Origin of the sequence: Chryseobacterium sp. KBW03 (assembly GCF_003852415.1) — a bacterium.
Taxonomy (GTDB): domain Bacteria; phylum Bacteroidota; class Bacteroidia; order Flavobacteriales; family Weeksellaceae; genus Chryseobacterium; species Chryseobacterium viscerum.
The window spans coordinates 532,984-551,357 of the sequence record NZ_QAJO01000005.1; the positions used below are offsets into that span (position 1 = coordinate 532,984).

At 37.4% G+C, this 18,374-nt stretch carries 14 protein-coding genes; 4 read left to right on the forward strand and 10 right to left on the reverse strand.

Features of this window, described 5'->3' with window-relative positions:
- Window positions 1-13: 13 nt before the first annotated feature.
- Both DBR39_RS13965 and DBR39_RS13970 read left to right on the forward strand, forming a co-directional pair.
- Entirely contained in the window at window positions 14-1,213 is a 1,200-nt protein-coding gene (locus tag DBR39_RS13965) for a dicarboxylate/amino acid:cation symporter (protein ID WP_124534072.1), read from the forward strand.
- Window positions 1,214-1,241: 28 nt separating this feature from the next.
- On the forward strand, window positions 1,242-1,754 hold the full coding sequence (locus tag DBR39_RS13970) for a hypothetical protein (RefSeq protein ID WP_124534074.1): 513 nt from the start codon (window positions 1,242-1,244) through the stop codon (window positions 1,752-1,754).
- Between the two features lie 25 nt (window positions 1,755-1,779).
- Here the strand turns inward: DBR39_RS13970 and DBR39_RS13975 are convergent, their stop codons facing one another.
- From DBR39_RS13975 to DBR39_RS13985, 3 genes are all read right to left on the reverse strand, one after another.
- Window positions 1,780-2,163: a DUF779 domain-containing protein gene (locus tag DBR39_RS13975; protein ID WP_124534076.1), complete on the reverse strand. Its 384-nt coding sequence runs from the start codon at window positions 2,161-2,163 to the stop codon at window positions 1,780-1,782.
- A gap of 89 nt (window positions 2,164-2,252) precedes the next feature.
- Window positions 2,253-3,287 carry an alcohol dehydrogenase AdhP gene (gene adhP, locus DBR39_RS13980; RefSeq protein ID WP_124534078.1) on the reverse strand — a complete coding sequence of 345 codons (1,035 nt, stop codon included), beginning with the start codon at window positions 3,285-3,287 and terminating at the stop codon, window positions 2,253-2,255.
- Between the two features lie 279 nt (window positions 3,288-3,566).
- Complete coding sequence (locus tag DBR39_RS13985) at window positions 3,567-5,096, reverse strand: aldehyde dehydrogenase family protein (protein ID WP_124534080.1); 1,530 nt, start codon at window positions 5,094-5,096, stop codon at window positions 3,567-3,569.
- Window positions 5,097-5,278: 182 nt separating this feature from the next.
- Between DBR39_RS13985 and DBR39_RS13990 the strand changes: the two genes are divergently transcribed.
- The gene (locus tag DBR39_RS13990; RefSeq protein WP_109737930.1) at window positions 5,279-6,202 is read left to right on the forward strand and encodes a helix-turn-helix domain-containing protein; all 924 of its coding nucleotides are present in this window, start codon (window positions 5,279-5,281) and stop codon (window positions 6,200-6,202) included.
- 86 nt (window positions 6,203-6,288) lie between these two features.
- Here the strand turns inward: DBR39_RS13990 and DBR39_RS13995 are convergent, their stop codons facing one another.
- From DBR39_RS13995 to DBR39_RS14005, 3 genes are all read right to left on the reverse strand, one after another.
- A complete protein-coding gene (locus DBR39_RS13995) occupies window positions 6,289-7,899 on the reverse strand; it encodes a RagB/SusD family nutrient uptake outer membrane protein (RefSeq protein WP_124534082.1) in 1,611 nt (536 codons plus the stop codon).
- 12 nt (window positions 7,900-7,911) lie between these two features.
- Entirely contained in the window at window positions 7,912-10,764 is a 2,853-nt protein-coding gene (locus DBR39_RS14000; protein WP_124534084.1) for a SusC/RagA family TonB-linked outer membrane protein, read from the reverse strand.
- Window positions 10,765-11,384: 620 nt separating this feature from the next.
- A complete protein-coding gene (locus tag DBR39_RS14005; RefSeq protein ID WP_124534086.1) occupies window positions 11,385-12,713 on the reverse strand; it encodes a hydroxymethylglutaryl-CoA synthase family protein in 1,329 nt (442 codons plus the stop codon).
- Between the two features lie 123 nt (window positions 12,714-12,836).
- Between DBR39_RS14005 and DBR39_RS14010 the strand changes: the two genes are divergently transcribed.
- Window positions 12,837-13,334, forward strand: a complete 498-nt coding sequence (locus DBR39_RS14010; protein ID WP_124534088.1) for a hypothetical protein — start codon at window positions 12,837-12,839, stop codon at window positions 13,332-13,334.
- Between the two features lie 86 nt (window positions 13,335-13,420).
- On the opposite strand, the gene DBR39_RS14015 is transcribed toward DBR39_RS14010, so the two are convergent.
- The 4 genes from DBR39_RS14015 to DBR39_RS14030 form a co-directional block, all read right to left on the reverse strand.
- Window positions 13,421-15,931 (reverse strand): M1 family metallopeptidase, encoded by a 2,511-nt coding sequence (locus DBR39_RS14015; protein WP_124534090.1) that lies wholly within the window; start codon window positions 15,929-15,931, stop codon window positions 13,421-13,423.
- Window positions 15,932-15,956: 25 nt separating this feature from the next.
- Window positions 15,957-16,175, reverse strand: a complete 219-nt coding sequence (locus tag DBR39_RS14020; RefSeq protein WP_124534092.1) for a hypothetical protein — start codon at window positions 16,173-16,175, stop codon at window positions 15,957-15,959.
- A 781-nt stretch (window positions 16,176-16,956) separates the two neighbouring features.
- A complete protein-coding gene (locus DBR39_RS14025; RefSeq protein WP_124534094.1) occupies window positions 16,957-17,751 on the reverse strand; it encodes a thymidylate synthase in 795 nt (264 codons plus the stop codon).
- A gap of 136 nt (window positions 17,752-17,887) precedes the next feature.
- Complete coding sequence (locus tag DBR39_RS14030) at window positions 17,888-18,328, reverse strand: hypothetical protein (RefSeq protein ID WP_124534096.1); 441 nt, start codon at window positions 18,326-18,328, stop codon at window positions 17,888-17,890.
- Window positions 18,329-18,374: the final 46 nt, after the last annotated feature.

Sequence of the window (18,374 nt, forward strand, 5' to 3'; positions counted from 1 at the left end):
TAAAAAGCGCTACATGAAAGAGGTATTGAAAAACTACTCCGGGATCATATTTTTACTTTTGGGAATAACAATAGGAAGCATCATAGGAATCGTTGCTCCAGGTTTTGTGGAGTACATTAAGCCTCTGGGAGATATTTTTCTTAATCTTCTTTTTGTAAGTGTGGTTCCTTTGGTATTTTTTGCAGTATCCAACTCCATTGCCTCTTTAGAACAGCAGTCTAAATTTGGGAAGATCATCTTTGTGATGGCCCTTACTTTTTTATTCTTTATTCTTACCGCAGCCGTTTTTACGATCTGTGCTGTATATCTGTTTCCGGTTTCCGGTGTTTCAGGAAGCTCTGATATGATTGCAGAAGCAGCCAATGATGATACTTGGGGCAACAGAATTGTAAGCTTCTTTACCGTAGGAGAATTCACAGAGCTTTTTTCGAGACGGAATATGCTGGCACTTTTAGTTTTTGCATTTATGACAGGATTTGCTGCCAGAAAAACAGGAGAACCGGGACAGCCTTTCAGGGCTTTTATTGCTTCGGGGTATGAAGTAATGAAAGAGCTCCTTTTGCTGGTTATGAAACTCGCTCCCATTGGTCTGGGAGCCTATTTTGCGTATCAGGTAGCCACTTTAGGACCACAGCTTTTCGGATTTTATGCTAAACCTTTGGGGCTTTATTATATCGCAGGAATTATTTACTTTTTGGTCTTCTTTTCCATTTATGCTTTTATGGCAAATGGAAGAAAAGGAGTGAAAAGTTTTTGGACCAACGCTATCTATCCTAGTTTAACAGCAATCAGTACCTGCAGTAGTTTTGCTACTATGCCAGCCAATTTACAGGCAGCCTCTAAAATCGGAATTCCAAATTCTATTGCTAATCTTGTGATTCCTATTGGGACTACGCTTCATAAAAATGGATCTTCCATGTCTTCTATCATTAAGATCTATGTGGCATTTTTAATCATTGGAAAGGATTTCTTTGATCCTGCCAACCTGCTATTAGCTTTGGGGATTACTGTTTTCGTCAGCATTGTGGCTGGCGGTATTCCTAATGGTGGATATATTGGGGAAATGCTGATGATCTCGGTTTATAAATTACCTCAGGAAGCTATTCCGGCTGTCATGATCATCGGTACTCTGGTAGATCCCTTGGCTACAGTTCTGAATGCCGTAGGAGATATAGTCGCAGCCATGTTTGTCAACCGGTTTGTGAAGGTCTGATATAATTTTACCTATTTTTTGTTACGAAATGAGTTCATTTTTTAAAAATATCGGGTTATATGACAGTTGCAAAGTGGAAGTCAATATCAGCAGAGCTGACCTGATTCAAAGGCTATGGAAAATCACTTATGAAACCAATACCACTTTTATATCGCTGGAAAAAGATTCTGTAATTCCTACACGGTTTGAATATAGAGGAATGATTGATGAAGAAAGTTTTACAATCAAAAGAAGGACAAGAATATTTGATATCAATATGAATAACCCTGTATTTCATGGGCATATTTCAGATGAAAACGGTACATCATATGTCTCGGTAGAAGTCCGCCCATCCGGATTTCAGATTATCAATTGTATTGCCATCCTATTTTTTTGCTTAGTGGCAATTTTTGTCAATATAGGAGGAGAGCAACAAAACCTTATGGTCCTGGTAGTGGCTTCAATAATAGCTGTTTCTCAATATTTTATCATAAAAAGGGCTATTTCACGAGGAAAATATGAATTTGAAAGAGAACTTATTTATATTGCTCAAAAGCCTTAAATTTTTGCTCTTTAATATGAAAATTCTATTCGCTGCGTTTCACCGGTTCCAGGTTTTCATATTCATCGGGAGTGAAAAGCCTGTAGTGAACTTTAAAGGTTTTTCCTAAAGGGGTTTCCAAAGAGAAGCCTCCGGGACCAAAACCATCTGTAACATCCAATGTGAAGTGTGAGTATTTCCAGTATTCAAAAAGATCACGGTCTATCCAAAACTCATATCCATTGATTGTTCCGATCATGGCATCATTCATTCTTGGGAAAAATCCTCCTTTTTCAAAACACTGTGGCTGCGTACCTTCACAGCACCCTCCTGCCTGATAAAACATCAGAGGTCCGTATTGATCTTCAAGCTTCCTAATTACTTCAAGGGCTTGTTCTGTTGCAGAGAGTCTTGCTATTTTTGCTTCCATTGTTTTTGTTTTGGCTTGATACAAACCTTATCGTTATAAAAAGATCCCGGTACAATACATTCTAACCGGGATCAGCAACACATCATCAATTAATTTGATCCAGCAATATCCAAAACGATTCTGCCGTCAATTTGTCCTTTTTTCATTTTATCAAAGACGTCATTAATATCTTCAAGCTTTGCAGAAGTTACGGTGGCTTTTACCAAACCTTCGTTAGCAAAATCCAGTGCTTCCTGCAAATCTTTTCGGGTTCCTACAATAGAACCTCTTACAGTGATTCTTTTTAAAACTGTTTCAAAAATAGGAAGCTCAAAGGATCCGGGAGGGAGTCCGTTGAGTGCAATGGTTCCTTTTCTTCTCAAAACATCTATTCCCTGTTTGAATGCGATGGGTGAAACCGCTGTAATCAATGCACCGTGCATTCCGCCAACTTCTTTATGCAGATATTCTCCGGGATCTGTATTTTTTGCGTTGACTACCAGATCTGCTCCCAATTTTTTCGCCAGCTCAAGCTTATCATCTGCAACATCAATAGCTGCCACATGCATTCCCATTGCTTTTGCATATTGAACTGCTACGTGTCCCAGTCCACCAATTCCTGAGATGGCAACCCATTCTCCGGGTTTTGTTTCCGTTTCTTTCAATCCTTTATAAACAGTTACTCCGGCACATAATATAGGAGCAATTTCAAGGAAGTTCACATTTGATTTCAAATGTCCTACATATCTTGAGTCTGCAATCACATATTCTGCAAATCCGCCATCTACACTATAGCCTCCGTTTTTCTGTGCTTCACAAAGTGTCTCCCATCCTGTGATACAGTAATCACAGCATCCACAGGCACTGTACAACCATGGAACTCCTACTGCATCTCCTTCTTTTACAAAAGCTTCCGGTCCGCAGGCTACTACAATCCCTACTCCTTCATGTCCAGGGATGAGAGGCATCTTTGGTTTTGCAGGCCAGTCGCCATCTATAGCATGTAAATCTGTGTGGCAAACTCCACATGCTATCACTTTGACAAGGACTTCATATCTTCCGGGGGCTCTTACGGGTACTTCTTCTATTTTCAGAGGCTGGCCGTAGCCTTGGACTACTGCCGCTTTCATAGTTTTTGGAATCATATTTTATTTTTTAGATTGAGTTATTGCGGGTTATTAGATTTTATCACGATATCTGAACAGATAATCTGTAAATGGTTGGGATTGCCTTTATAAAGTCAATAATTATATAGGAATATTTATATCAAAAGGCATATGTTTCCCTGCGTGAGGGATAGTAAGGGCGGCGAGGAACGAGCCGGTGCGGAATGAAATGGAGCACCGAAACGAAGTGCAGCCCTGCATAGCCCGACCGTTTTGCCCTGGAAAAAGCCAAGGCAATCGGGCACGTCCTAAATAATATTAAAAGAAACCTAACTTATTCTTGTTATAAGAAATCAGCATGTTTTTGGTTTGACGGTAATGGTCGAGCATCATTTTATGATTTTCTCGTCCTATTCCGGATTGTTTGTAACCTCCGAAAGGTGCTCCTGCAGGATAAGAGTGATATTGGTTCACCCATACTCTTCCTGCTTCAATCTGGCGTGGAACGTTATACAGCTGGTGGGCATCTCTTGTCCAAACTCCAGCTCCAAGTCCGTAAATGGTATCATTAGCAATTTTCACGGCTTCTTCTTCATCTTTGAAGGTTGTGAACGCCAGCACCGGACCGAAAATTTCTTCCTGGAAAATTCTCATTCTGTTGTTTCCTTTGAAAATAGTAGGCTGAATATAGTACCCGTCTTCCAGGTCTTCACCCAAATGGTTTACCGCTCCTCCTACCAATACTTCTGCTCCTTCTTCTACTCCTAATTGGATATAGGACAGGATTTTATCTTTCTGAATCTGTGAAGCCTGTGCTCCCATCATGACCGTTTTATCCAGTGGATTTCCTACTTTGATGGCTTTTACTCTTTCGATCACCCTTTCAATAAAGGCATCTGCGATATCTTCCTGAACCAGCAGTCTTGAAGGGCATGTACAGATCTCTCCCTGATTAAGGGCAAAAAGAACGGCTCCTTCTATTGCTTTATCTAAAAATTCATCATCAGCATCCATCACAGAGCTGAAGAAAACGTTAGGTGACTTTCCTCCCAATTCCAAGGTTACAGGAATGATATTTTCTGTTGCATACTGCATCACCAGACGCCCTGTAGCTGTAGAACCTGTAAAGGCTGCTTTGGCTACTTTGGGATTGGTCACTAAGGCTCTTCCAAGCTCTGCTCCAAATCCGTTAACAATATTGATCACACCCGCAGGTAAAAGGTCTCCAATAAGCTCCATCAAAACCATGATGGAAACAGGGGTGCTTTCTGCCGGTTTCAACACCACACAGTTTCCTGCTGCCAATGCCGGAGCCAGTTTCCAAACAGCCATTAGTATCGGGAAATTCCAAGGAATGATCTGCGCGATCACTCCAAGAGGTTCATGAACAATCAGCGATACGGTATCTTTGTCCAGCTCGTTGTGCGATCCTTCGTCAGCACGGATTACGGAAGCGAAATATCTGAAATGATCAATGGCCAATGGTAAGTCTGCTGCAAGCGTTTCTCTTACCGCTTTACCATTATCTATTGTTTCTACTATAGCCAGATATTCTAAGTTCTGTTCTATCCTGTCTGCAATTTTGTTCAGGATAATACTTCTTTCTGTAGACGAGGTGTTTTTCCAGGTACGAAATGCTTTTTCTGCAGCATCTACGGCCAGTTCCAAATCTTCTTTGGAAGAATGGGCAACCTGGGTAAAGTTTTTGCCATCCACCGGAGAGACAACATCGAAATATTGTCCTTTAACGGGTGGTGTGAATTTTCCATCAATATAGTTATCATATCTGCTTTTGAACTCTGGACGCTGTAAAAGTGTCGTTGATATTGGTTCTGTAATAGTGCTCATATTAGTCTTGTTTTTATTTTTCGATACCACCAAATTACACTGAGAACCCCAAAAGAGTATAGCACAATCCTATAAAAAAAGTGTAAAATAGTGCAAGGGGTTCAATTTTAGTATTTTATTAACAGCAACGTACTCTCAAATTTTCTATATTTGAGTTACTCCCTTTTCAAAAAAATTTAGAAATGAATAACAATAGTAAGATTTTATTAAATACTCCTGAATTACGTAAGGAAAGCCAACTATTGAGTCTTGTTGAAAACCAGACGAAATTCAATCTAAACAATTGTGAGTTCAGTATTTATGAGACCCACAAGGCTGCTTTTGATGTAAAACTTCATTTTGAAAACATTGCATTTACAGCCATGCTGAGGGGTAAGAAACATATGAAACTGGATAAGAAGACGAGTTATTTTGATTATTATCCGGGGGAAAGTATTCTGGTAGCTCCGGGAGAAACCATGGTTATTGATTTTCCTGAGGCAGATGAAACTCCTACTCAGTGTATTTCTCTGAGTCTTAATCCGGATTTTATAGAGGATTCTCTCAACTACCTCAACTATCATCTTCCTAAAGTGGACGAAACTTCGCAATGGAATATTCAGCTGGATGAATATTTTCTGTTTAATAATAAAGCGCTTGCCTCTGCTACCAACAATATTATGAGAATTGCCATGGATGATAATTCACAAAAGGATATCATGGCAGATTTTGCACTCAAGGAGCTCCTCATAAGATTGATGCAGACCCAGGCAAGGAGTATGGTGGAAAAAAATATTGTTAAGAATAAATCCAGAATAGGTTTTGTGGTGGATTATATTAAAAGAAACCTACATCAGAAATTGTCTATTGACAGTATTGCAAAGCTGGCTTATGTAAGTAAATCGAATTTCTTTAAAATGTTTAAAGATGAACTGGGAACTTCCCCCAATGATTTCATTTTGCAGGAAAGAATCAGCCGTGCAAAAGAATTGCTAGCCAGCCAGACCAGCATCAAGGAAACTGCTTTTCAGACCGGATTTTCAGATACGAACTATTTCACAAGGGTATTTAAGCAATTGGAGGGTGTAACTCCGAAAAGTTATCAGGACAGGATGCTTGTGAGGTAATTTTATTGACCAAAGACTCAAGATAACTTATAAAAAAAGAGCCCCATTAATGAGGCTCTTCTTAATAAATATATTAAAATTAAATCTTAATAATTGTCATTCTGCTTAACACTAGGGTTTGCAGAGATTTCTCTGATTGGAATAGGTAATGTATATCTGTAATCACCATTTGGAAGATTTTTCACATCGATAATATCATCCGTAGGGTTTCTGTCCATACTTACATTAGCCAATACAGCAAGTCTCTTAAGGTCAATGAAACGGTGTCCCTCAAGTGCTAATTCTATTCTACGTTCTTTCAAGATATCTGCATAAGCGAATTGTGCTGATGCATAAGCAGGCGTTGTAGCCGTTCCTTGGTAATTTCTTGCCGCTCTTACTTGTTGGATCAAATCATGAGCTGCTGTAAGGTTTCCTGCTTTCACTTCAGCTTCAGCCAAAATGAAATACATTTCTGATAATCTGAAAACTTTTACATCATTTCTTGTAGCTGTACTTGTTTTACCAGGGTATTTGTCAATAACCAATCCATCAGTTCTTGTATTTCCAGCAGTTGCACTTGCATAGTTAGCCTTTGGTGTTTCTGTAGGATCTACATAAGCATATCTTCTGATATCTCCAGGAGTACCTGTGAATAAATTATATAGATTTCTTCCCCAGAACCACATTGGAGAACCAGTAATATTTGACTGGTTTGTATTCCATCTTGAACCAATTGATCCTCCAGCTCCTAATGGAAGTCTGTTTAGAGAGAAGATGATTTCTCCTCTTGAAGAATCATTCCAAAGGTTTCTATATGGATTGAAAGAACTTGCTACATCATAAAATGGTACATTCCATTCTTTAGATCCAACAACAAGATTATTAATAGTAGATGGAGATGCCTGAGTTAATGATAAAGTTGAATTTGTTATAACTTCCTGTGCATATTGCTTTGCTAAGGTTGTATTTCCTCTATATAAATTGAAACGTGCAGTAACAGCATTTACAAAAGTTTTATCTGTCAAATATCTTCCTTCAGAAGGATACCCTGCTTGACCAGGATATAATAAAATATTTCTTGCGTAATCTAAGTCAGCATTAATGAAATCATATACATCCTGATTCTTAGCTCTTGGCAATTGTGCATCGGTAGCTGGAACATCTTTCAGAAGGATTACTCCTAATGCATTAGGATCCTTCATATCAGGAGAGAAATAAGCCTCTAACTGTACATAGCAATATGCTCTGATCGCTCTTGCCTGAGCAATAATCGCATCGTACTGTTTTTGTTCTGCTGCAGAAGAAGGTGTAATTTTCTTTGCCCCTTCAAGAAGTCTGTTAACTCTGTTGATTACTTTATAGTTATTCATCCAGATCCCATCACTTGAAGCTGTACTTACAGTTCCTCCTGTTACAACAGCACTAGATGGGTCAAGGAAAAATCTGTGTAGAGAATATTCCTGTCCTCCACTACCAGATCCTGGTTTTACTTCGTCTGTAAATACAGCAGTGAAGTAGATCTCATCAATTGGATCCAACTGAGCATATACAGATCCGTTTAAAACTTCATTAAGGTTAGCAACACTTGTATACAGATCTTGCTCCTGTAATTCTCCCGGCTGCTTTATATCAAGTGCATCCTGACAGCTGTTCAGCGTAAATGCTGCAGATGATAAGGTTGCTACAACTAATATTGTATTTATAATTCTTTTCATAATTCTTCTCTATTAAAAATCAACATTTAAACCTACAGATACGGTTTTTGGGTTAGGGTAAACATTTAGTGAATACGTAGTAATTGGCTCTGGATCGAATCCTTTCCAATCTGTCCAAGTATAAAGGTTCTCTGCCTGAACAAATACTTTGATTCCTTTTACCGGCAGTTTACCTAATTGACTTTTGCTAAAGTTATATCCAATAGAAATATTCTTAAGTCTGATAAAGTCTGATCTGTGTAAGAATCTGTCTGAAGAACCTAAGCTTAGGTTATTAGCTTTTAATCCAGGTACATCAGTATCTCTGTTATCAGGAGTCCAAGCGTTCAATAAATCAGCAGAAAGGTTTCTGTTTGCAGCTGCGCTTGGGTCCATAATCCATGATTGTAAGTTATCATAGATCCATCCTCCTTGTTGGAAAGAGAATAAAGTATCAAGGAACCATCCTTTGTGTTGTAAATTGAATCCGAAACCTCCTGTAAACTTAGCATATCTTGATTTTCCAGTCAATACTCTGTCTGCAGATGTTGGAGCTTCAGTAATATTTCCGTTTTTGTCAAGGAACTGTAAGTTTCCGTTATCACGATTTACACCAACGTATGAATATAGCTGATATTGACCAGCAGGTCCACCGATAGCATTTACCACATCTCCTGCAAGGTTTTCGCTGTTCATAGAAACAATCTTGTTAGAGTTGTATGAAGCGTTTGCGAAAACAGATAATCTTGTATTTTCGTTTCTGATCACGTTATATTTGATCATCCCTTCAATACCTTTGTTATCAAGAATTCCGTCGTTACCTCTGATTGAGTAGTACCCTGTAACTGATGATCTCTGAAGGTCGTTGAACATTCTTGATGTTCTTTTCTGATAGTAATCAAAACTACCTTCAATTAATCCTTTATAGTTAAAATCCACTCCAATGTTGCTTTGTTTTACCTGCTCCCACTCTAAGTAAGGGTTTGATAAGTTAACAAAGTTATATCCTAATAAATTCTGGTATCCTGAGAATCCATTATAAAGATCAAGGAAGTTATTTGGAAGAAGTGCTAACGGGTTAGCATTGTCACCAGCAATTCCTAAGTTTTGGTTACCTGTAGTACCGATTGAAGCTCTTAACTTTAGCAATCTGAATCCGGAATCAGCCATGAATTCTTCTTTGTCAACATTCCATCTTGCCGCTACTGACCAGAAAGTCTCCCATCTGTTGGTAGGAAGGAAACGGTAAGAACCATCTCTTCTTACAACTCCACTTACTCCATATTTATCTTTGTAATCGTAGTCTGCTGTTGCAAAATAAGCCAGCGTACCAGCAGTTACTTTTGTAGCACTGTTAGAAGGTCTGTAAATGTTTGGTGTATCCGGGTTGAATGGAATATAACCAGTTCCAGCACCAAATTCCCACTGTAATGGGTTCAAACCGTTTTGTCTTTGAGTCGTTGAAGTTACATGAGCTTTGATATAATCCAAGTATGCAGCAGCACTAATCGTGTGATCTCCAAAAGTTTTATTGAATGAAATATTCGTAATACTGTTGAATGTTAAATCTCTTGTTGTTGAAAAATCTTCAAATCCTCCATATCTTGATCCATCTCCTTTAGCAACGCTAATAGAAAGATATCCTAGTGGTGATCTTGCAAAATTTCTTTCGTATTGTTTGTACTCAATACCTGTTCTGTTTCCAACGCTTAAATAATCTGTAATTTTATAGTTTACGTTAGCATTAGCAGAGATACTTAATTCAGTAAATCTGTTTCTGATCCCTCCATTGATGTTATCCTGAAGAATCCATTGTCTGTTGTTAGCAGCATCTGCTCCTACAGCATTGTAAAGCTCCTGTCCGTTTGCATATGGAGAAGGGGCGATATATGGTCTTGAAAGTACTCCTCCGAATAAAGGATTCTGAAGGGTATTGTTAGCAATACCTGTGTTTGTTTCATCATCCAGCTGATTTCTTCTGGAATATCCTAACCCCATGATCGCACCGAAAGTCAGTTTCCCGTCTTTCGTCTTACCATTAAGGTTGTTTCTCATCGTAAATCTCTTGAAGTCTGTAGATCTTACAGTACCTTCGCTATCAAGATATCCTAAAGAGAAAAAGTTATTGATGTTTTCTCCACCTCCTGTAATTGACAGGTTGTGTTGTTGAGAAATACCAACACGGGTAAATTGTTTGTTCCAGTCAGTATTGGTTCCCCAGTTATTGATCTGATCTTGAGATAAAGTATTCCCTAATCCCGTTTGTAAATTCTTTTGAAGCTGTAAAAGTTGTCTACCGTCTGCCATGTTATAGTCAGAAGTAGGTAATTTACTGAAAGAAGTTAATGCATCGTAAGACACCTTCAGTCCAGAATTAAATTTTCCTCCTTTAGTAGTAATTACAACAACCCCATTCGCAGCTCTGTTACCATAGATCGCAGTTGCCTGAGCATCTTTCAGGATACTGAACGTATCAATGTCATACGAGTTCAGGTTTCTGAACTGAGAACCGGAAGTAATTACCCCATCCACAACGTATAGAGGATCTGTAGAACCATTAAGGGAACTTGTACCTCTGATCAAAATATTGAATTTTCCAGAACCTGGAGATCCAGATGCTGAATTCACTACAATCCCGGGAGCTGTACCCTGAATCGAGTTCAGTACCGAGATATTAGGTCTGTTTTCTAAGGTTTCAGCACCAACTGTTACTGAAGATGAAGTTGTTTTAGCTTTAGTAGCAGTCTTGCTATATCCTAAAACAACAACTTCCTCAAGTTTTGTCTCCTTGTCCTTACTGTTCTTAGAGTCCTTTTCCTGAGCTAATACAGTCTGTCCTGTAAAAAACAAAACACCGACTGTCAAAACGCTTAATTTCACATTCATATTAACAGATTTTAATATATTCAAGTGACAAATATGTCAATAAATATCTGTAACATCAATTCATTAAACGCTGAAAACAGGCTTCTGGAACGGGCAGATTCACACCCATACTTAAAAAATGATAGAGAATCATTTTAATTATATTTAAAAAATTAACAAAAAATAAGTCAATTTTAATATTAACGGAATTTTAATAAATTTAAAAATTAAAATCAATTTTCATTCATTGAAAACAAATAGTTAAAAAAATAAACCTAAATAATCGATATACGCGAAAAAAATAAAATAAACTCATTCTTAATTTGAGGCAAAATGGAGAAAAAAACACCTTATTTTCTTAAATTTTATATAAAAAATACACTCTTACAGGCAGAGAACCCCTGTTTTAACATAGTCTCGCTGAGATAAAAATTAAAAAACTATTAATATACTATATTCAGAATTCGGTTGAAGTCCCCAATATTTTCACAGTTATTCTCTGTATTTTTTTAACCTTTTCAGCATTAAACTTAAAAATAATTCAACTTAAAAAATGATGAAAATTCACTCTATTTTTACCTTGATAAAAAAGTAAAACACCCCAAAATATGGGGTGCTTTTATATTCAATTCAGGATTATTTTACTTCTGAAAGCTATAATATCTGGCTCCGATCAAAACAGGATTTTCAGTTTCAATAGAAACAAGCCCGAAACCTTTATACGTTCTGTTTACCGATTCTTTCAGTTGTTTTCTGTGAAGTTTTTCATAGGTTTCAAAATCAACAGCGGTTCTTTGGTCCAGATTTTCGAATAAGTTCCATTTTTCTGCTACTTTTCTCCAGTTGTCAGAAACCTTACCTGCAAAAACCTTTGACTTTGAACCACTTCCATAGCCTACAAAACCAATTTCCTTTCCTGAAAGCTCTTCATTTTCATTAAAAGATGTTTGTAATGCGGAAAGAAATGCCATAAAGATGGAAGCTGTATACATATTTCCTATTTCAGAAGAGGCTCTCTGTGTCTTTTCTATTTTATCATTGATTAATTTCAGATAATTTTCAGATTTTGCAACGGCTTTCTGTTCATCCGCAGTTTCATAAGAAAGACCATTCTCTTGGCTGTAGATCTCAGTAAAAACTCTTTTTCCATGAAAAGCATAGGGAAGGTGAAAAATAATGTATTCCCAGTTTTCATAAGGTTTTTTCTGTCCTGTAACTTCTTTATAATGGCTGTAGGCTTCTTTTATTCGATCCTGATAGCACTGATTGGAATACTGTCCATCAAAAACAGGTTCGTCCGTAAAAATTTCAATTTTTTCAGGGTATGTTTCCGGCGCACCATTCAAGTCCTCTTTATTATATAATCTTCTCGGTTTGAAAAAATCAAAGACACTTTCAGAAGCTACTCCCCAGTTATTTTCAATTTCAAGAAGGTCCGGCTTTGATGAAACCAACAGGGCCACTGCTCCACCTCCTTGTGTATATTCTCCTGAAGAGGCCAATTCATATTTGGCGTAATCACTGGCAATCACTACTGCTTTTTTATCAGGATTCACTCTTACAAAATCCAGTGCATTATGCAAGGCATCTACCCCTCCTACACAAGCAAAGGTCATATCCAGAACGTCACAGTTTTTGAAACATCTTGCTCCCAATTCCTCTTCCAACACCTTTTCCACCATCTGTACCGCATAGGAAGCCGTAGGTTTTGCTGCATCCACAGCACTTTCTGTTCCCAGATATACTCTTGCTATTTCCTTAGGATTGATATCGTAATCTTTTATAAGCTTCAGTAATGCTTCTGCTGCAAAAGTTGCCGCGTCTTCATGAACATCAGAAAGTCCCATTTTATGAAGACCTAACCCTTTTTCCAATTTCGCTGGTTCTATTCCTCTTTTTTCTGCTAAATCCTTAATCTCCAAATATAAACCAGGCACATAATAGCCCGCTGCTTCAATTCCAAAACTCATAATTGTCTAAATTTTAAACGAATTTATGAAAGATAATGCAAAAAACAACCGTAAAAACTACTGATTTTTGTAATATTACTAAAAACCAAATAGGAAGTCTGTATAACAACACCCTTCAGTACTATGGCATTTGAAATTAATTACTTTATAGGAAGTTTAGACACTTATTTTCGACAGGATGAAATGAGCGTTTTATTCTTTTATGCAAAAGACATTGATCTTGAGCTCACCAAAAAACTGAATTATCTTTTGGATAAGAAAACATCCTATATGATACATCATAATATGAATATTTCAGGTTTAGACAATGATGATCCTTTGCCTGCCTATTATCATACGGATGACATAGAAGCTGCTATTCGGTTTATCTCAACTCAGCTTATTCCTGCTATGGAAAAAGAAACAGTAAATATGGATGAAAAATACGGAGGCAGTATGAGTCGTTTTATTGATCTCATTAATAACTATCCTAACGATTCTTTAGGTTTCATGCTATATGTCGCCCATGATTATGTTCCATATGAAATGACCTATTATATTGATCAGGCTAATGAAATGAAAGATCTGCTTCAGGAGTCTCTGAATTTAAAAACTCCAATAATCATTAATTATACGGATTAATATGTGATGGATAGTTATTTTATATCTTAAAGTAAGATCATACACTCACCAATAAAAGAGCCGGCAAAATCTGCCGGCTTATCTACTTATTTATAATTTTCAATTGCTTTATTGATAACGTCAATCTGCTTGTTGATGCTTGCTGCATTTTGTGGATTTTGTTTCAGCAATTCCATTTTTTTGCTCAAGCCATCTTTCAGGATCTGAACCATCATCATTTTTGCCTGTGGGTTATCTGCCATTTGGTTTTTGGCATATCCCGCAATTTTTGTGACGCTTTCCGTTGCTTTCAGGTTATCTGAAGTCATAATCCAATTGAATCCTTCTTCTGCTGCTTTTCCTAATTCCGGATTCTGGAATTTAATAAATGGATAAAATGTTGCAAGCGGTGTAATATTTTCCATTTGAGAAGTAATTTTATTCTTCACAATAATCGGAAGCAATTGTGCCTGCAGCTCATCCGAAGCTCCTTTCATATCAATTTTATCAGCCAGATTATTGGCTCTTGACGGATCTATTGAAAGAATGGCACTCATAGAACTTCCTCTCACAGCATTTGAAACAACATTAACTCCTTTTTCAAATAAGGGAATGTATTTCTTATCTTTTGTCTTTCCTAAAGCGGCAATAGCGGCAGCCTGAGTTAAGGTTTTAGGATCATTTGAAGCCAATTTTTCAACATCAGCGCCTAATGCTTTCATCTGCTCAGGATTGGTAAGATCTATTAATCCCAATGCTTTTATTCTTATTCTAAAGAATGGATCTTTCAATGCGGCAGCTAATAACTTTACGGCAGCAGGACTTTTTCCAACCTGATCTTTTATTCCCGTTAAAGCATTATATCTATTTTTAAATTCCTTAGAGTTTGTAAACTGCATCAGGTTCTGCTCCGGGGTTTTGGTATCGGTAATATCTGCCAATAAAACTCCGTCAGCATTAATGTTTACCAGATCCGGAGTCTTAGAAACATCAAAACTGAATGTATTCTTTGCCTCTGCATTTACCCAGACATTATATCTTTTTGGCTTTCCGTTGTCATATACATCTATTGCCAGAGGGAACTCAAATGGTTTTTCCTGAGTTTGATTAATAGTAACCGCCACCTGTTTTTTCACAGGTTCAAATGTAGTTGAGTAATTGATTTTGGGGTTTCCGCTTCCAAAATACCATTGATTAAAGAACCAGTTTAGATCTTTCCCTGAAACTTTTTCAAAAGAAAGTCTCAGCTGATGTGCTTCTGCGTTCTGATATTCGTTGGTTTTCAGATAATCATTCATTCCGGCAAAGAAGGCATCATCTCCAAGATAGTTTCTCAGCATATTGAGAATTCCTCCTCCTTTCTGATACGTTACCAGGTCAAAAACATCTTCACGGGAATCATAATTGAACCTCACCAGATTCTTATTGAAGTCTGATGGATTGTGAATATACTGATTCACGTCTGACATCAGGTGATAGTCTGCCTGGTCTTTTCCGTACTTATATTCGTTCCAAAGGTATTCGGAATAGTTGGCAAAAGATTCATTGACGGTAAGATTACTCCAGCTTTCTGCAGTAACCAGGTCTCCAAACCAATGATGGAACAATTCGTGGGCAATGGTATCCTCCCATTTATTTTCATCTATAAGCTGTCCCGGTTTCTGAAGGATATCACTTCCGTGAAGTGTCGCCGTCGTATTTTCCATCGCTCCACTCACATAATCCCTGCCTGAAATCTGAGCATATTTCGCCCATGGATAGTCATAGTTCAGTTTTTTAGAGAAAAAGTCGATCATTTCCGGAGTATTACCGTAGATCTGCTTGGCATAAGGTTCGTATGCTTTTTCGATGTAATAATCAACCGGAATATTTTTCCATTTGTCTTTTACAATAGCATATTCCCCTACCCCCATAAAGAAAAGATAGGTAGAATGTCTTTTATCCATCACCCAGTGATCAGTTCGCAGGTTATTGGACTCCTTTTTAGATTCTTTCAGAATACCGTTGGAAAGGGTAACATATTTATCAGGAACGGTCATGTAGATTTCCTGTGTTGTCTTTTGATTCGGTTTATCGATAGTCGGAAACCATGCAGAAGAAGATTCTGTCTCTCCCTGAGTCCAGATCTGTGTCGGCATATCCGGATTTGTTCCCTGAGCATTGATAAAGTAAAGTCCCTTCGCATCATTGATCGCCATACTTCCTTCCTGTTTTACTTCGTTCGGGCGGGATGTGTATTTGATATAAACTGTATAATCCTGATTTTTCTGGTATGTTTTATCCAGGGTAATTTTCAGGACATCGCCTTTGTATTCGTATTTTAAAGGGGATTTTTTACCGTTATTGTCAAGAGCTACTTCATGAATCAGCATTCCTTTTGCATCAAGTGTCAGTTCGTTTGCAGCATAAAAATAAGGTGAGGCAGTAAGCCACTCTTCCCCATTCATCTGTTCTTTCTGATAATCGAAATCTACTTTCAGCTTCGTGTGTTTAAGTTCTGTTACTTTGGTATGGGTAGCTCTGTACACTTTTTCCCTTCCTGAAGTCTCAGTTTGTGCTGATACGTTTGCGGAAAATAAAATCCCAAGTATAGCAATTGATAGAATGGCCTTTCTCATCGGTCTACTTTATTATTTTTTAGATTTATTTTTTTATGATGATATCGAAAATATCATTGACTAAGGTTTCATAGTCTCCTTTTTTAAGTTGTTCCTTCGTTTTTGCAAAAGCTTTTTTCAGTTCGCTTTCAGGATTTTCGTCATCAACTATTTCTACCGAAGCGACTCCTTTCAGCTGAAGTACTGCATTTTTCAGTGCTTCAATATCTGCATTTCCTTCAATATCGATTTTTAAATACTTCATGATTTATTTTTAAACATTTGAAATTTATGATCTTCAACTTATTAAGCTCCCTCTTTTCAAAGAGTTGAATGAGCCTCAGTTGTTCTTTCAAATTTAAGAAACAATTGCCAAAAGAAAGTGTGCTTACCTGTTTATCTCAAGATAATTTGTGGTATCGAATAGTTTGCGCATTATTTTTCTGTTTTTAGAATAGAATACTGCCTCGCCATTTACTTTCTATCTGAAATGTAAACATGGGTTTTTGAGGATATAATAACGTTCCGGACAGTGAATAAGGTACAGGCCGGACCAGTCTCAAATACTGGGGGAATAATTCAATATAGATGTTTTTTGACATTTAGTTATGAAAGATAGTACAGCTATTAAGCATATGCTTGCTCAGAATCGATATTCAATCGATTCACTGCTTTGCTCACTGAAAATAAAACGGAACTGAAAATAAATCTTTGCGTGGTATAAAATCCAGAATTAGGATTCTCCAACTTTTAAGACTGATTCGGAATTTAATTCTGACGCAAAGTTTTAAAAAGTTGACATCATTTTTTTAAGAAGGCAAAGTCGGAATCAATTTCATTGATTCTTTCTAAGCGATCGGATAACCATAATGCTTTATCAAAGGTTTACCACAGTTTTTTTACTTAGCCCCCAACTTTTGTGCTTGATCCTGCAAGGCTAGCTGTCCTTATATTTCAGTATTTATGACAAAAAGGAAATGTCTTCTATTAAAGTGAAAATAATAGAAGGATATTGATAAAAAGGATTAGATAGATATAACAGTATATTAAATGGCTACAGGAGCTTTAATCCCAGGATGCGGATCATAATTCTCCAAGGTAAAGTCTTCAAAATTAAAATCAAAGATGTCTTTAACCTCTGGATTCAACTTCATTGTCGGAAGTGATCTGGTCTCTCTTGCAAGCTGTCTGTTGACCTGTTCAAAGTGGTTATTATAGATATGAACGTCTCCGAAGCTGTGAACATAATCTCCTACTTCCAAATCACAAACCTGAGCTACCATCATCAACAGCAATGCATAGCTTGCAATATTGAACGGTACTCCAAGGAAAACATCAGCACTTCTCTGATAGAGCTGTAGAGATAATTTACCATCTGCTACATAAAACTGGAACAGTGCATGACAAGGCGCCAATGCCATATTGGGTATTTCCGCCACATTCCATGCTGACACAATGAGTCTTCTGGAATCGGGGTTCTTTTTGATCTGGTCTATTACTTCTGTGATTTGGTCCACAATTTTTCCGTCAGCTCCATTCCAGCTTCTCCATTGTGCTCCGTACACGGGTCCCAAATCTCCATTTTCATCCGCCCATTCATCCCAGATGCTTACTCCGTTATCTTTAAGGTATTTGATATTCGTATCTCCCTTCAGAAACCAAAGCAATTCATAAATAATGGACTTCAAATGCACTTTTTTAGTCGTTACCAATGGAAATCCTTTTGACAGATCGTATCTCAACTGATATCCGAAGACACTTCTTGTTCCGGTGCCCGTTCTATCGGTTTTATCAGTTCCGTTATCTAAAATATGCTGTAAAAGATCCAGGTAGTTTTGCATTTTGAATGGGATTTTAAGTTTTCAAATTTAGTAAAAACCATCAAAAAAAGCACTCCTTTTTATGAATGCTTTTTATAGAGACTATCTCTATTTTCTATTAAACAGCTGTTTATCTGTGATCTAACATCTTATATTTTTACCATATATTTTCAATCGTCTGGCTAATGGTGTTCACAGTGAATGATTCTCCTGTTTTTTTACCATACATCACTTTTACCAAAGGAGATTCAGCCGAAACAGTCATGACTTTCTGATTGTCAACAGCAATCTCTCCCATTGATACAGAGATATAAAACAACCCCTTATTGGTTTTCACCAATGCTCCGTTCTGAACTTTCTCTGACGGATCGGACGTTATTTTCTGCAAAACAGCCTGCTGGTTCAAAACTTCATTAAGCTGTCTCTGGAGATTATTAATTTCCTGCTGAAGCATTTCTCTGCCGGTTTCATATTTATCACCCATTGAGCTTTTCGTATCATTATTGGAAGCTCGTGTTTCTGCGATAAGGTTTTCAAAAGACTGGATTTTGTCCGCAGCTTTTGCTTTAATTATATTTATTATTTCTTGTTTGTTCATGGTAACACTGGGATTTTTTATTGTGAGTGGTAAACCACCCCGTCAA